The sequence below is a fragment of the Acidithiobacillus sulfurivorans genome (assembly GCF_018853815.1).
Taxonomy (GTDB): Bacteria; Pseudomonadota; Gammaproteobacteria; order Acidithiobacillales; family Acidithiobacillaceae; genus Acidithiobacillus; species Acidithiobacillus sulfurivorans.
Window position 1 is genome coordinate 14,441 of sequence record NZ_JAAOMP010000074.1, and the last position, 13,080, is coordinate 27,520.

The window sequence follows — 13,080 nt, forward strand, 5'->3', positions numbered from 1 at the left end:
TTACAACACGATTCTACCCTTATTTTTTAGGGGCTTTAGCCATCCGCAAGTAAGGCAGCTTGATATTGAGATCGCCAAATTTGTCTTTGGCCTGTTCATCATTGAGGGACAGCGCCACGATCACGTCCTGGCCAGGTACCCAGTTGGCCGGGGTAGCAATCGGCACCCCATCGGTAATCTGAATGGCATCTAGAGCCCGCAGAATTTCCGCAAAGTTGCGGCCTACTGACATGGGGTAAAGCATGGTGAGCCGTACTTTCTTGTCAGGTCCGATGATAAATACCGAGCGAACCGTAGCTGTATTGGCTGCCGTCCGGCTGTCCGGAAGATAGGCATCCGCAGGAAGCATGTCGTACAGTTTGGAAACATGCAGGGAAGTATCATCAATAATCGGAAAATCGGCAGGTGCGCCAGCAAAGGCTTCAATATCCCGCTTCCACTTTTTGTGCTCTTCCACATTGTCTACAGAGACACCCATGACCTTGGTGTTACGCTTGGCGAATTCGGGAGCAAGTTGTGCCACCGCACCAAATTCGGTGGTACAAACCGGGGTGAAGTCACGCGGGTGGGAGAAGAGAATGGCGTAGCTATCGCCAATCCATTCATGGAGATTGAGCTTTCCGGCTGTGGAATCAACGGTAAAATCTGGAGCAACATCATTAATACGAATCGTCATCTGAGTCATCCTCTTTATATAACCAACGAAGCAACGGGTCAGGAACTGTTCAACTTCACTACGAGAGTCAAGATGCCATAATAAATTTAGACTGTCAATATATGTTTTATTAGTTAAATATTAGATTTGTTATAAACTGATAGCTCAAGCAGTACGCCAGTATGGAGCCAATAACAAAGCCTCTGGCACCAGCGTTTTGATGGCGGCGGGAATTTCCAGCGTCAGACCGGGGCGAGGACGAATGCTTACCCAGAGCAGATTGGTGCGCATGTTCATATCTGCAAATACTACCCAGGCACCATAATGTTTGAGTACTGCATTGATAATACGCAAGGTATGTTGCTGGCGCAGGCCGCTACGGTCCCGTAATCCAGGGATAAGCATACGAAAGTCAGCGAGAAGATGACCGTTTTCGTCACGGCTGGGAACCCTTCGCCAGAGCGGCTCGTCAGGGTGCAGGGCGGCATGAAAGGAATTTTTCAGGCCTTTTTGTTGCGGTTTCCGGGGTACTGGCGGTGCTGCAGACATGGGGTTGTCTCCTGCATGTGCGAGTCACCCCCTAGTCTGCCTGCTCTGCTTAGGGGCGGCAAGCCCCGGCAGAGCAACCCGACAGAAAAAGTCTAACCGTGTCTTTTGACGTCGGCTTCGATGATTTTGCGGGCTTCGGCCAGGTTAGCCCAGTCCTTCATTTTCACCCACTTGCCGGGCTCCAAATCCTTGTAATGCTCAAAGAAATGACGAATCTGCTGACGAATGTTTTCCGGCAGATCTTCGACATCGCGAATGTCGGCATAGCCACCAGCTACTTTTTCATGGGGTACGGCGACAATTTTTGCATCAATGCCGTGTTCATCTTCCATCATCAGCACACCCACCGGACGCGCCCGGATCACCGTACCGGGAGCCACCGGCTGGGGAGACCAAACCAGACAATCGGTGGGGTCACCATCATCAGACAGCGTGTTGGGAATAAATCCGTAATTGAGAGGATAGTGCATGGCAGTGAACAGAAAACGATCCACAAAGACCGCGCCCGCTTCTTTATCCATTTCATATTTGACGGAAGAACCCTGGGGGACTTCAATCACCACATTGATATCATCCGGCAAGGACTTACCAGCCGGTATTTTTTTCAGATCCATACGACACTCCTTGAGGTTGGTTTAAGAAAAAAGGGTACGCACCCGCTCCAGATCAGCCGCCGTATCAACACCAGATGCAGGGGCTTCTGCTGCGCAATATACCGCAATTTGCACGCCACGCTCCAACGCCCGCATTTGTTCCAGGGATTCGATTTGCTCCAGAGCACTGGCTGGCCATTGCGCATAATCCTGCAGAAATCCATGACGATAGGCGTACAAGCCCAAATGTCGCCACCAGTTTCCGGAACCAGGAAGAGGTTCTCCTGCCCGCAAGGGAAATTGCTCCCGGTACCAGGGGATAGGCGCGCGGGAAAAATACTGGGCATGGCCCAGATCATTGCGAATCAGTTTCACGACATGAGGATCTGCCAGGTCATCCCAGTGCTCAATGGAAACAGCAGCCGTGGCCATCTGCAAGCCGGTATCTTCCAGTAATAGTTTGGCTGTAGCCTGCAAAAGTGCGGGATTCATGCCGGGCTCATCTCCCTGCAGATTGACGATAATGGCCTCCGCAGGCAATTCCAGCAGACGTGCAGCTTCGGCAAGACGTTCCGTACCGCAAACATGAGCCGTGGACGTCAACACTGCTTCTCCACCGTAGCTCTGTATACATTCAACGATTTCCGGATGATCAGCGGCAACGACAACCCGGGAGGCTCCACTTTCGAGCGCCCGGCGCCGCACCTGTTCAATCATGGGCAAACCGCCAACATCCAGCATGACCTTGCGCGGCAGGCGCGTAGAAGCCAGGCGCGCCGGAATAAGCACACAAAAACTCATGCGGGTTTATCCTCGTAGGGTTTGGCTTCATCCAGCAAAAGAACAGGAATATCATCGCGAATGGGATATTGCAGATGACAACGCGGGCAACACAAAGCCTGACGCTGTGCACAAGGCTGCAGACTTCCTTTGCATTGGGGGCAAGCCAACAAATCCAGCAAACGACGATCAATGCTCATGATTTCTCCAGGTTGATAGCGCCCTTTCCAGCCAGGGCATGAAATCCGGTGCCAGTTCGGCAGCAATCCGCAATGCCCAATCATCAGGCTGCGCAAATTTTCGACATTTTACGGCATCTTTTTCGGTCATGACGAGGGGGCGGGACAGCGTCTCCAGATCTGCACGCGTAAATACGTGATGATCCGGAAAAAACCGGGCCTCCGCACCTACGTCAGCCCCCAGAGTAGCCAAGGTCTCCACGAAGCGTTGCGGGCGGGCTATTCCCGTGACCGCCGTCCAGCGCTCTCCGGCCAGACTGTCCAGGCTGCGGGTACGTTGTGGATCGGCAACCGCCTGTAAATCCTGAGGACACACCTGAAAACCGAATTGGGGTGGAAATTCAGTCTGCGCCAGGGCGCTGGCTGCGGCAGCATCCACCAGCAAGGCGTCAGCCGCCGCCAGTGCCGCCCGAGGCTCGCGCAACGGGCCAGCAGGAAGACAGTAGCCGTTGCCAAAAGGCTGCGCACCAGACATCACCAGCAGACGTAAGCTCGGATGCAGGGCAAGGTGCTGAAAACCATCATCCAGCAAAGCGAGATCAAAGCCGTCGGCTACGGCTGCAGCAATGGCCTGGTGACGGTCAGGACAAATATATACTGCCTGGGTTTGATTCTGCAGTTGCGCCAGGAGCAGTGGTTCGTCACCGGCACGCGCGGGAGAATCGTTCGCCTGAACCCGATAAGGCCAATGCGGTGGATGCGCTCCATAACCGCGACTGATGATGGCAACCTGCCAACCCGCCTGCCGCAGCAAATGGGCCAAGGCTGCCACCAAAGGCGTCTTGCCACTACCGCCCACACTCAGGTTGCCATCCACAATGGTCGGAATATCTGCTTCCCGCCCATGGATATGACGCCGCCGCCAGGTGGCGACCGCGCCCGTCAGCATCCCCAGCGGTCGTAAACTCGTGGCGAGCCAGCCACCCTCTTGCCATTGCTGTTCGAGGGTCTGGCGGAAACTCACCAGTCAAAAACCCGCTGCAAAAATTCCGGAAGACGTTCTCCGGCCAGGCGTCGTTCTTGCCAGAAAACCCGGCGGGTCGCATCGCCACGCTGGCGCGCACTCATCACATCGGCATATAAATCCTGCCAATGCTGAAGCACCTGACCGGGATTGCTCAAAACTTCCACAGCGCCGGCTTCCAGATGCCGGGCTGCATTGAGAACGACCCCCGGATGCACACACACGGGTCGGGAGCCTGCATAAACCTGCCACTGCAGGGAAGATGCGGCAGATCGCAGATATACCGCCTGAGCAGCCGCCGCCAATGCGGGATACCAGCGGTCTTCATCCACGGCCAGGACAGAGCCGGCGGGCAGGGGCTGACGCCGCCATTTTGACAACAGCGGCAAGTCTGGTGGCCTTTCAGTCCCGCCCAGAAACAGCAGTCCCTGGCGAGAAAGCGGCGAAGCCGCCCAGGCCTGGCGCCACTCCTGCCATTGCTTTCCGGTCAACCCCTCCACCCACCATAGCAAACCCTCATCCGTGCCACTGATCATACTGCGGAAATTAGGATCAACCTGGGCAATGGTAAAAAGAGTGGCAAAATCCACGGGCTCCTGCACCAGTGCCCCGCTGACTTTTTTCTGCCACTGCTCAGCCTGTTGCAAATCCCGGGGATAGACCGCTTCGAGCATAGTCGGCACAGGATTTTGAGGGTCTGCAGCCATCAGTACGCTAGGAATTTGTCGCCGCTCCAGAGCAGCCTGCAGCCCCTTGCGCGGCACCCGACCCAAGGCCAGATAACGCAGCGGTTTGAGTTTATCCAGAGTCCGCTCCACAGCCTGAGCATGATCACAGGGCCCAAAACCATAGCCCAGCCGCTCCAGAGATTCGGTATGCTGCTGCAATAACTGCGGATATTCCGTTTCAAAAGTCATGACCATACGCAGATCGCGGCGTTTTTCCGCCATGGCTCTGGCCAGCTCAATACCCAGGCGCTGATTGTCGGGATCGCTGAAACTCTGCATCCAGAGAATAGGTCCGCGCTCACCGGGGGCTTTAATCCAGCCCCAGCGCGCATTGGCCTGTCCTCGGCGACCAGCACGGGCATCCTGCCAACTCGCCCAGCGGCCGCGCAATAAACCATTTTCGTAATAGCTCATCACTTAATCATACTGACGGCCCACCCGCGTGTCGGCCTGTTTGCGTAAATCAATCATGCTTGTTTCCAGTTGCTTCTGCAGCTCGGTCCGCAAAACTTCGTCCGCATCCCGAGGAATGTACAGCGCCTCGCCCCAGGTAACGACAATACGGGTTGCTAACCGGGGCAGCAAAAAACCATCCCAACTGGAAAAGCGTTTGGCCCGCCGTGCCGAATAACTCACCGGGATGATCGGCAGACCGGAAATGCGGGCGAGATCAATGACCCCTTTCTGCAGCACCTCCCGAGGACCTCTGGGGCCATCAGGAGTAATCGCCAGAGTTCGCCCACTCAGAGCCGCCTTGAGCATCCCTCGTCCTCCTTTTACCGCCCCCCGACGCGTCGAGCCGCGTATGGCGGAATATCCCCAATAAGCCAGGGTCATGGCAATGAATTCACCGTCCCGATGTTCGCTGATGAGCACATCAATATCACGACCGCCCACCCGTCGGTAAGCTTCAGTAATCATCACCCCGCGACCATGCCAGAAGGCCAGAATAAAAGGTTTTCCAGCGGCTATCCTTTGCCGCACATGGGCGTCGCCAACCTCTTCCCAGCGCAAAGTCGCAGAAATGCCCCTGATCAGATAGGCCGCCAGTCGGGCAGCCAAGCGCAAGGAACGCCCTTCCAGCCGCACCGCTCAGCGATTACTCAAAGTGGCAAAACTGATCCGGGTCAGCCCCGCCGCCTGGGCCGCATCCAGCACATCAATCACATATTGCTGCGTGGTGTTTTTATCCGCACGCAACACAATCACTCGTTGCGGATCTTTTGCCGCAAGAGCCTTGAGCCGCCCCAACAAATCCGCCATGGGCACGGGCTGCTTGTCCATCTGCACCTGTCCACTGGCGCTGAGATCAATGGTGATGGGCGTTTTCGGCAAACCGGCGGCGGCCTGCTGGGCTTTGGGTAATTGCATGGATAAATGGGATTGATGCTCAAAACTGCTGGTCACCATAAAAAAAAGCAGCAGCACCAGCACGATGTCGACCATGGACACCACATTGATGTCGGGCTCTTCATTGACGCGCGGGCGCAGGTTCATCTTCCTGCTCCGCCGGAAAGGGTGTTCACCACTTTCAAGGCTTCTTTTTCTATGGCCAGGACCATTCCATCGACTTGCCCCTTGAAATAACGATAGAACATCAGACTGGGAATGGCGACAATAAGACCGCTGGCAGTAGTAATAAGCGCCTCGGCAATGCCGCTGGCCAGCGCCTTGGGATCACCCGCCCCGACCATGCCAATGGCCGCAAAGGCATGCATGATGCCGAAAACCGTGCCCAGCAAACCCAGCAGGGGCGAAACTCCGGCGATACTTCCCAGAAAATTCAGGAAACGGTCGAGATGGGCGACTTCCTGGCGACCACTTTCTTCGACGGTTTCCTTGATGGCATCCCGGGACTGCCCTGCCTGTTGCAAGGCTACCAGCATGAGACGCGCCAATGGGGTATCGTTTTCGTAGAGCAGCTTGACGGCTTGCTGTACTTTTCCCGACTCCACCAGATCAGTGACCCGGGGGGCGAGATCCTTAGGGGCGATGCGGGCCTTACGCAGGACCCAGAAACGGTTTCCGATAATCGCCAGGGCGATGACGGCCAGGAGAATCAGAAGGGGTAGGACAAAACCACCCAGTTTAAATAACTGCAGCAACTCCTGCACACCGCCTCCAGCATTCAATCAGATTGGACGAAGCAGGAATATAGCACAAGACCCGACAAACGGCAGTGTCAGCAATCTGATTTTTCAATCCTCTATTTGCCAGTAAGCCCGCACTGGAGAAACAGATTGAACAAAATGCCGGTTTTGCCAGGACCAAATCCCGGATGGGTCGTCCCCCGCATAGTGAATAGCCGCATTGGGCATGAGCCCGGCCAGAAAAGCCCGTTCTTCAGTGGCAAAACTGGCAGGAGCAAAAATCAGTTTTACCTGCTGAAAAGACTGAGCCCCGACCTTCCCCAAATGCTGGAGCGTGGCCAAATCCATATCGCCAAGAATCAGCAGATCAGGACCTGCTCCCCAGGACAAAATACAGGGCTGGACGGCTGTACCCAAATCCACAAAATGCATTCCTGCAGGTACATCAGGGGCATCAGGGGCATCTGCGCGACAAACAGAAAGCGGTCCGGGATGTTGCGGGTAATTCCTTGCGCCCGGTGGTCCCCACTGATGTGTTGCCGACAAAGCGGGCAAGGACGTGGAGGTATCTGTGCGCACCCAGTCCGACACCCGCGCCAGTCCTTTTTGCTGCAAAACTGCCGAAAGTCCCTGTCCCGCCTCACGCCGCGTAGCGGATTTCCAAAGATTGGCGGTCACCACGCCGCTATGCTGCGCTTTTTGCCAAAACAGGACCATACCGGAATGCACTGGGAGATTGCGCACCTCAAAATTCGTATTCCCTTCAGCGGGCACCAGAAGCGGCACCAGTCCGAGTAATGCCAGAGGGCGACCTGGCCAACCTTTGGGTAGAAAGAAAATGCTGAGCCCAGCTGTCGCTGCCAGTAAAGCCCAGATCCGCCCGGTGCCCGTCCGCACCTGGGCAAAAGGAATATGGAGCAAGGCTCTGAGGAGCGCCGTAATCCCGTCCATCTGCACGGCCACCAGGCGAAAAAGTATCCGACTGAGCCATTCCATATCCATAAGCGCCAAAAGGGTTCCCAACAAGGCAAGAGGAACCGCCATCAACTCGACCAGAGGAATCACCAGAATATTGGCCAACGGCGAAACCAGTGAAATTTGCCCGAAAAGACCCGCTAGGATCGGCAGTAATCCAATAAATACGGCCCATTGACTGCGCAGCAGGATACGCCAGCCTCCTTCCCCATAGCCAACCGCCACCAAGGCCGCTACCGCCCCCAGAGAGAGCCAGAAACCGACATCCACCATAGCTCCAGGGTCCCCTAAAACAATAAGCAACGCAGCCAGAGCCAGGCCCTGCCAAGCCTGATGCGACCTGCCCAGCAACCAGGCCATTGCCGCCGCGCTGATCATCCAGGCGGCGCGTTCGCTGGGAATCTGCATACCCGCAAAACTGGCGTAAGCCCAGGCGGCTGGGATGCTGGCGAGCACCCCCGCCGTTTGTGCCGGCCAACGCGTTACCAGCCAGGGAATACGCCGCCAGCCCCACTGTACCAGCCACAAAATCAGACCAGCGACTACCGCCACATGCGAGCCGGAAATCACCAACAGATGGGCCGTACCCGTATCCCGGTAAACCTGCCAGATTTCCGGGGAAAGCTGGTTACCCACCCCCACGCTGAGGGCCTGGACGAATCCGGCTGATTCACGATCCAGGGCCATATTGGTCGCTTGCAGCACGGCCTGGCGGGCAGCGGCGATCTGATCGCCCAGATTCCACAAAGAAGGTGGCAGCAGCCGGGCATTTTCGATGCGTGCCACTCCCCCAATACCCTCCCAGAACCGCTTACGGTCAAGATCCGCAAAGGGACTCTTGGGCAAAGTGCTGAGTGCTTCACTATGCAATTGCAGCTGCCAACGCTGACCAACCACCGGCAGTTCGGGAAGCGATCCATGAATCTGCAAAATGGCGGGATGTTTTCCGGCTGGAGACTCACCCGACCAACGCTCGGGAGTCAGTTGAAAGCGATAATCGCGCCCGCCCAGTTGGGGAATGGAGCTGATGCGTCCCTCCACCGAAAAAGTCTGGGCGCTGGCCCAATGCACGGCGAGGCGCGACTCAGCCTGCCAGATTCCCCAGGAGAAGGCCGCAGCAGCCAGAGTCAGCAACACCCCATGTCGCCATTTCCAGGCAAAGGGCAATGACACAAGGCATAACAGCAAGGAAATCCACAGTGGGGGTAACTGCCGAAAACTGTGAAAAAGCCCCATTCCCAGCCCGGCAGCCAACACCACCAAAACCAAAGACGGCCAGGATTTGGTTCCAGGCAAGAGCTTGGCTACACTAGGGCGAATATTGTTGTGGAAATATCCCATTGCGCCTACCCGCATTTGTCCGCCTTCCCACCCGTGAGGAAATCCTCAAAAAACGTCCCCTCGGACGTTTTACCCATTATCTGGCGCGCCCGGTGCTCTGGCACCCGCATCGCCATAGCGTCGCGCGTGCTGCCGCCATTGGGACTTTTATTGGAAGTCTGCCTTTTTTTGGACATTTACTCAGCATCACTTTGCTCTGCTTCTGGCGGAGAGCCTACATTCCAATCGGGTGGGTTATGCCCTGGGTGGTCACGGGTCCGTTGACCATCATACCGTTTTTCTTCGCTTGTTATGAACTCGGTTTCTGGCTGCTCACCCAGTTGCACATCGCGCCTGCCATCACCATTCATTATCATGATATTCACCAGATATTTCATGGCGATATCGGTATCATGGCCATGGGTGACCGGCTCTGGCATGCCTATCTGGTTACCTGGATAGGCAGCCTGATACTGGGAGGCGCCCTCGCCCTGATTACTTATTTTGGCATTATGCAGGGCTGGCGCATCTGGGTTATCTGGCGTCTGCACCGCAGACGGCTGCGTCAGACCAGAGCGCGTTAAAATCGAATTTTAACCCCCCACGTGGTAGTCAGTTAAGGTTGTTTGCCACCAGAGCGCCGCATGATCACCTAAACCGCAACCATCGTTTGCCGCTGATCCTCGATGATGATTCCCGCACCAAGGGCCGTCAGCGCCGCGATGACTCCGTCAATACGGGAGGCATGATCCATATCCATCAGGCGGCGAACTGCGCCTTCGGAAATATTCAGACGACGCGCAAGCTCTGTGTTGTTAATCCCTTCATCCCTTAGGGCTGACCGTAGTGCAAGTTTGGCGGCAACCAGCGCCGCCACCGGCACCAGGTATTCGCCTTGTACGGGGGTGGATGGCACGGGGATACCTGGCTGATTCAAAACGTAACCTGCCAGTGCTGCACCCAGCGCATCGCTCATGGCTTGCAGCGCCTCGCTTTTGGTGACGCCGCTGGTGAGCGCTTCGGGAACATCACGAGAGGTGGCGATGAATTCACCATCCTCATCCTTTGCCAGAGCTACAGGGTAAACATATCGCATATCAAACTCCTTTACAGATCATCGGGGGCGATACTCAGTTGCAGGCACATTGCTTTCAGCAAACCTATGCCAATCTCTTTCTTGCGATCTTTGAGCGTAGTGAACCGGGTGCCGTAGTAAAGGCGCCCATGACTACCATGGCCGTGGTGTTTATCGAAGCGCACCGGTTGCCCCGTTTTCTGACCTAACCGCTTCACCCGCTTTTCAAACTCTGCCCCAGTCATCTTTCAGGCCCACATATTACGACGCTTCCATTGTCGTACAGATATGTACGACACGCAATCGCCCGCCTTACCCTCAAACTCCTCGACCTATGGACACCGCATCCTTCTCCACTGACGATTGATCTCTGTAGCGTCACGCGGCACAATGGGGCGTGATCAAAAGTTTCCGCCACAAAGGCCTGCAAGCTTTCTATGAATCGGGGAGTAAGGCCGGGATTCAACCGGACCATGCCGCCAAGATCGCACGGCAACTAGCCCGCTTGGATGCCGCCCAAACTCCGAGCGACATGACCGTGCCGGGGTGGAAACTGCACCAGCTCCACGGAACCTTGCAAGGGCACTTCGCGGTATGGGTCAGCGGAAACTGGAGATTGGTTTTTGCCTTCGAGGATGGTGATGCCATCCTGGTTGATTACGTGGACTATCACTGAATCCGGATAAACGCTATGAGCCCCATGCATAACCCACCCCATCCAGGACTACTTCTGCGGGATGATATCTTGCCCGCTCTGGATTTGACTGTTACTGAAGCAGCGGAGCAGCTTGGCGTATCGCGCCCCACCTTGTCGCGCGTACTCAATGGCCGTGCCGCCATTTCTCCAGAGATGGCGCTACGACTTGAGGGTTGGCTTGGTGTTGAGCATGGAGGCCGTGCCGATACCTGGGTCGCCCAACAAGCAGCCTATGACCTTTGGCAAGCCCGCCAAGCGGGGGTGCCAAAGGTCATTCAGGCTCTCACAATCATACGCAGGTCGCCTGACTCATAAGATGGAATGAGGCATTGTGTCCTATAAGGTAATAAAATCATGAGCGAAGAACAATTTGCAAGCGTGTGGGATGCGATTGAGGATACGCGTAGTGACGGTTGTTTCACGCAGGGTGGCACAGGATTTATGGATGGTTCCTGCAAGAGCCAAAACCGCCTAATATAGCCTTTAAGGGCCGCATGGTCGGCCAAATGAGGTCTTTAAACCCTCACTGATGATCGATACCAGAGGAGCACCCAGCATGAATACCGTTTTACCATCTATCATCTCCGAGTTTGAGACCGCCGAGCAGGAGGCCAGCTACACGGCCTGGCTGCAGGCCAAGACGGCCGCCAGCATGGCCGAGCGACTAGCACGGCTCAGACAGCGCAAAGCGTCCTGATGTTACCCATCTTCTGGCTTGAGTCGGCCGACGCTGATCTAGCCACTATAGTCCATCAACCCGTCCATGTTTCAATGTTCGCTTAACATCTCTGGATGCGTGCTCTCTCGTTGGTGCCGAACCGCTACGATCAATGCAGTTTCTCCGTCATAACGATACAGAGCCACATATCCGCTTCCACCAAAACCAATCAGCCACTCCCGGTATTCTGGTTCCATGCTTTCTGCCGGACGCCCCGCCTCTGGATGTGCGGCTAGTATTTTTACTCCGGCCCGGATGGCTTTGACCGCACGCTGCGCGGCATCCTGGTTCCGATTCGCCAGAAATCGGTACAGCCGCTGCACATCCAGCAGCGCCGGTGGGGACCAGATCAGACGTGGCAATGGGGAGGCTCCACGTCTTCTCCCGCTTCCAGGCGCGCCAGCCAGGTATCGGCCTCTTCCTGCGTTACATGAAGCCCCGTGTCCCGATAGGACTCCCAGGCCTGAATACCCTCCTGCCGCAACACTTCCTGCTGCTCTTCCCGCTCCACAAACTGGCGGATCGCTTCTTTCATGAGCCAGTGCATAGAACGGTGACGGGCGTCGCCCAGACGCTGGATACGCGCCTTCATTTCGAGATCTATCTTCACCGCCATGGGTACGGTAGGGGGAACGGATGTGGACATGATCAAGCTCTCCGAGGTATTCATCAGTATTAATATATTATACCTATTCAACCATCATGAAAAATCCACCTGCGTGGGGTTTTGTGTGAAACGCCTCCAAAAGTATCAGTAGGCTCATATTAGGCGGGTTAGGGAGCAATGGAACGGAAAACCCCGTTAAGGTTATTTTGCCTGCCAACATAGCGCAAATCGCTTAGGCAGTGTCCACACTTTGCGCTCAGGGGATTAATAATCCGCGCGTCTGAACGTCATAAAGCCAGAAAAAACAGCCATTTCAGCAGACGCAGTGCCGTGAATTCTGGCACATTGTCCAAATAATGCCCAAGCTCCCCAGAAAAACCACTATTTGCGACTTGTCACGACCACCACCCCATTCCAGACGCCTGACCAAGCCGCCGCTTTCTCTACTTGAAGGGCAGGGCTTCCTGCTGGATGCAGTTCATTGAGCCATCGGAAATGGATCAGCTTTCAATTGCCTGCAAAACACCATTCTGCAGGCGCAATACCCGCCCCATATGTGCCGCCAGCGCGGGCTCATGGGTGACAATAACCAGCGCAGTGCCCAATTCCCGGTTCAGACTGAGCATCAGATCATGGACACTCTCTGCCGATTCACTGTCCAGATTTCCCGTCGGCTCATCGGCCAGAAGCAGGGCTGGTCGGGTTACCAGGGCACGCGCCAGGGCCACCCGCTGCCTTTCACCACCAGACAACATGCCCGGCTTGTGCTGCAAACGCTCGCCCAGACCGACTCGCGTCAGAATTTCTTCGCCCCAGGCCTGCACCGAATGCCGGGGCACCCGACGAATCAGGAGCGGCAAGAGCACATTTTCCAGCGCGGTAAACTCCGGCAACAGGCGATGTAACTGATACACAAAGCCGACACTCTGGTTACGCAGGCGGCTGCGTGCAGATTCCCGAAGTTTGTAGATTTCCTGGCCGAGAATGCGGACCACCCCCCCCGAGGGTTTTTCCAGCCCCCCCATCAGATGCATCAGGGTACTTTTGCCCTGCCCCGATGCGCCGACAATGGCCAGGCTTTCGCCTTTGC

The 13,080-nt window shown here is 55.9% G+C and carries 20 protein-coding genes; 4 read left to right on the forward strand and 16 right to left on the reverse strand.

Annotated features, from left to right (window positions below; all coding sequences use genetic code 11):
* Window positions 1-19: 19 nt before the first annotated feature.
* From HAP95_RS06490 to HAP95_RS06540, 11 genes are all read right to left on the reverse strand, one after another.
* Window positions 20-676 carry a peroxiredoxin gene (locus tag HAP95_RS06490; RefSeq protein WP_215883479.1) on the reverse strand — a complete coding sequence of 219 codons (657 nt, stop codon included), beginning with the start codon at window positions 674-676 and terminating at the stop codon, window positions 20-22.
* Window positions 677-820: 144 nt separating this feature from the next.
* A complete protein-coding gene (locus HAP95_RS06495; RefSeq protein WP_215883480.1) occupies window positions 821-1,204 on the reverse strand; it encodes a hypothetical protein in 384 nt (127 codons plus the stop codon).
* 92 nt (window positions 1,205-1,296) lie between these two features.
* Window positions 1,297-1,818, reverse strand: coding sequence for an inorganic diphosphatase (gene ppa, locus HAP95_RS06500; RefSeq protein WP_010637163.1), 522 nt, complete (start codon window positions 1,816-1,818; stop codon window positions 1,297-1,299).
* A 21-nt stretch (window positions 1,819-1,839) separates the two neighbouring features.
* On the reverse strand, window positions 1,840-2,598 hold the full coding sequence (gene kdsB, locus HAP95_RS06505; protein WP_215883481.1) for a 3-deoxy-manno-octulosonate cytidylyltransferase: 759 nt from the start codon (window positions 2,596-2,598) through the stop codon (window positions 1,840-1,842).
* Window positions 2,595-2,777 (reverse strand): Trm112 family protein, encoded by a 183-nt coding sequence (locus HAP95_RS06510; protein ID WP_024894835.1) that lies wholly within the window; start codon window positions 2,775-2,777, stop codon window positions 2,595-2,597. The genes kdsB and HAP95_RS06510 overlap by 4 nt, the downstream gene beginning before the upstream one ends.
* Window positions 2,767-3,780: a tetraacyldisaccharide 4'-kinase gene (gene lpxK / locus HAP95_RS06515; RefSeq protein ID WP_215883482.1), complete on the reverse strand. Its 1,014-nt coding sequence runs from the start codon at window positions 3,778-3,780 to the stop codon at window positions 2,767-2,769. Before lpxK ends, HAP95_RS06510 begins: the two co-directional genes overlap by 11 nt.
* On the reverse strand, window positions 3,777-4,922 hold the full coding sequence (locus tag HAP95_RS06520) for a hypothetical protein (protein ID WP_215883483.1): 1,146 nt from the start codon (window positions 4,920-4,922) through the stop codon (window positions 3,777-3,779). The genes lpxK and HAP95_RS06520 overlap by 4 nt, the downstream gene beginning before the upstream one ends.
* A gap of 3 nt (window positions 4,923-4,925) precedes the next feature.
* Window positions 4,926-5,576 carry a lysophospholipid acyltransferase family protein gene (locus HAP95_RS06525; protein ID WP_226832617.1) on the reverse strand — a complete coding sequence of 217 codons (651 nt, stop codon included), beginning with the start codon at window positions 5,574-5,576 and terminating at the stop codon, window positions 4,926-4,928.
* Window positions 5,577-5,600: 24 nt separating this feature from the next.
* Window positions 5,601-6,005 carry an ExbD/TolR family protein gene (locus tag HAP95_RS06530; protein WP_215883485.1) on the reverse strand — a complete coding sequence of 135 codons (405 nt, stop codon included), beginning with the start codon at window positions 6,003-6,005 and terminating at the stop codon, window positions 5,601-5,603.
* On the reverse strand, window positions 6,002-6,622 hold the full coding sequence (locus HAP95_RS06535) for a MotA/TolQ/ExbB proton channel family protein (protein WP_215883486.1): 621 nt from the start codon (window positions 6,620-6,622) through the stop codon (window positions 6,002-6,004). The genes HAP95_RS06530 and HAP95_RS06535 overlap by 4 nt, the downstream gene beginning before the upstream one ends.
* An 84-nt stretch (window positions 6,623-6,706) precedes the next feature.
* Entirely contained in the window at window positions 6,707-8,929 is a 2,223-nt protein-coding gene (locus HAP95_RS06540; protein WP_226832618.1) for a ComEC/Rec2 family competence protein, read from the reverse strand.
* Between HAP95_RS06540 and HAP95_RS06545 the strand changes: the two genes are divergently transcribed.
* Window positions 8,914-9,477: a DUF2062 domain-containing protein gene (locus tag HAP95_RS06545; protein ID WP_215883487.1), complete on the forward strand. Its 564-nt coding sequence runs from the start codon at window positions 8,914-8,916 to the stop codon at window positions 9,475-9,477. The genes HAP95_RS06540 and HAP95_RS06545 overlap by 16 nt on opposite strands.
* Before the next feature lie 68 nt (window positions 9,478-9,545).
* Here HAP95_RS06545 and HAP95_RS06550 read toward each other — a convergent pair whose 3' ends face one another.
* A complete protein-coding gene (locus HAP95_RS06550) occupies window positions 9,546-9,989 on the reverse strand; it encodes a winged helix-turn-helix transcriptional regulator (RefSeq protein WP_215883488.1) in 444 nt (147 codons plus the stop codon).
* An 11-nt stretch (window positions 9,990-10,000) separates the two neighbouring features.
* On the reverse strand, window positions 10,001-10,213 hold the full coding sequence (locus HAP95_RS06555) for a type II toxin-antitoxin system HicA family toxin (RefSeq protein WP_215883489.1): 213 nt from the start codon (window positions 10,211-10,213) through the stop codon (window positions 10,001-10,003).
* 152 nt (window positions 10,214-10,365) lie between these two features.
* On the opposite strand from HAP95_RS06555, the gene HAP95_RS06560 reads away from it, so the two are divergent.
* The 3 genes from HAP95_RS06560 (at window position 10,366) to HAP95_RS06570 (ending at window position 11,362) form a co-directional block, all read left to right on the forward strand.
* Window positions 10,366-10,644, forward strand: a complete 279-nt coding sequence (locus HAP95_RS06560; protein ID WP_215883490.1) for a type II toxin-antitoxin system RelE/ParE family toxin — start codon at window positions 10,366-10,368, stop codon at window positions 10,642-10,644.
* Window positions 10,645-10,659: 15 nt separating this feature from the next.
* Window positions 10,660-10,980: a HigA family addiction module antitoxin gene (locus HAP95_RS06565; RefSeq protein ID WP_215883491.1), complete on the forward strand. Its 321-nt coding sequence runs from the start codon at window positions 10,660-10,662 to the stop codon at window positions 10,978-10,980.
* Between the two features lie 241 nt (window positions 10,981-11,221).
* A complete protein-coding gene (locus HAP95_RS06570; RefSeq protein WP_215883492.1) occupies window positions 11,222-11,362 on the forward strand; it encodes an antitoxin PaaA2 family protein in 141 nt (46 codons plus the stop codon).
* A 71-nt stretch (window positions 11,363-11,433) separates the two neighbouring features.
* Here the strand turns inward: HAP95_RS06570 and HAP95_RS06575 are convergent, their stop codons facing one another.
* The 3 genes from HAP95_RS06575 to HAP95_RS06585 form a co-directional block, all read right to left on the reverse strand.
* Entirely contained in the window at window positions 11,434-11,745 is a 312-nt protein-coding gene (locus HAP95_RS06575) for a type II toxin-antitoxin system RelE/ParE family toxin (RefSeq protein WP_215883493.1), read from the reverse strand.
* On the reverse strand, window positions 11,733-12,029 hold the full coding sequence (locus HAP95_RS06580; RefSeq protein WP_226832619.1) for a CopG family ribbon-helix-helix protein: 297 nt from the start codon (window positions 12,027-12,029) through the stop codon (window positions 11,733-11,735). The genes HAP95_RS06575 and HAP95_RS06580 overlap by 13 nt, the downstream gene beginning before the upstream one ends.
* 461 nt (window positions 12,030-12,490) lie before the next feature.
* Window positions 12,491-13,080: ABC transporter ATP-binding protein (locus HAP95_RS06585; RefSeq protein ID WP_215883494.1), on the reverse strand; the 590-nt coding region annotated here is incomplete at its 5' end.

What these genes read in the sequence shown, in the direction of transcription:
- HAP95_RS06490 (WP_215883479.1), bottom strand. Translation starts at nt 676, where the DNA reads ATGACGATTCGTATTAATGATGTTGCTCCAGATTTTACCGTTGATTCC.
- HAP95_RS06495 (WP_215883480.1), bottom strand. Translation starts at nt 1,204, where the DNA reads ATGTCTGCAGCACCGCCAGTACCCCGGAAACCGCAACAAAAAGGCCTG.
- ppa (WP_010637163.1), bottom strand. Translation starts at nt 1,818, where the DNA reads ATGGATCTGAAAAAAATACCGGCTGGTAAGTCCTTGCCGGATGATATC.
- kdsB (WP_215883481.1), bottom strand. Translation starts at nt 2,598, where the DNA reads ATGAGTTTTTGTGTGCTTATTCCGGCGCGCCTGGCTTCTACGCGCCTG.
- HAP95_RS06510 (WP_024894835.1), bottom strand. Translation starts at nt 2,777, where the DNA reads ATGAGCATTGATCGTCGTTTGCTGGATTTGTTGGCTTGCCCCCAATGC.
- HAP95_RS06520 (WP_215883483.1), bottom strand. Translation starts at nt 4,922, where the DNA reads ATGAGCTATTACGAAAATGGTTTATTGCGCGGCCGCTGGGCGAGTTGG.
- HAP95_RS06530 (WP_215883485.1), bottom strand. Translation starts at nt 6,005, where the DNA reads ATGAACCTGCGCCCGCGCGTCAATGAAGAGCCCGACATCAATGTGGTG.
- HAP95_RS06540 (WP_226832618.1), bottom strand. Translation starts at nt 8,929, where the DNA reads ATGCGGGTAGGCGCAATGGGATATTTCCACAACAATATTCGCCCTAGT.
- HAP95_RS06550 (WP_215883488.1), bottom strand. Translation starts at nt 9,989, where the DNA reads ATGCGATATGTTTACCCTGTAGCTCTGGCAAAGGATGAGGATGGTGAA.
- HAP95_RS06555 (WP_215883489.1), bottom strand. Translation starts at nt 10,213, where the DNA reads ATGACTGGGGCAGAGTTTGAAAAGCGGGTGAAGCGGTTAGGTCAGAAA.
- HAP95_RS06565 (WP_215883491.1), top strand. Translation starts at nt 10,660, where the DNA reads ATGAGCCCCATGCATAACCCACCCCATCCAGGACTACTTCTGCGGGAT.
- HAP95_RS06570 (WP_215883492.1), top strand. Translation starts at nt 11,222, where the DNA reads ATGAATACCGTTTTACCATCTATCATCTCCGAGTTTGAGACCGCCGAG.
- HAP95_RS06580 (WP_226832619.1), bottom strand. Translation starts at nt 12,029, where the DNA reads ATGTCCACATCCGTTCCCCCTACCGTACCCATGGCGGTGAAGATAGAT.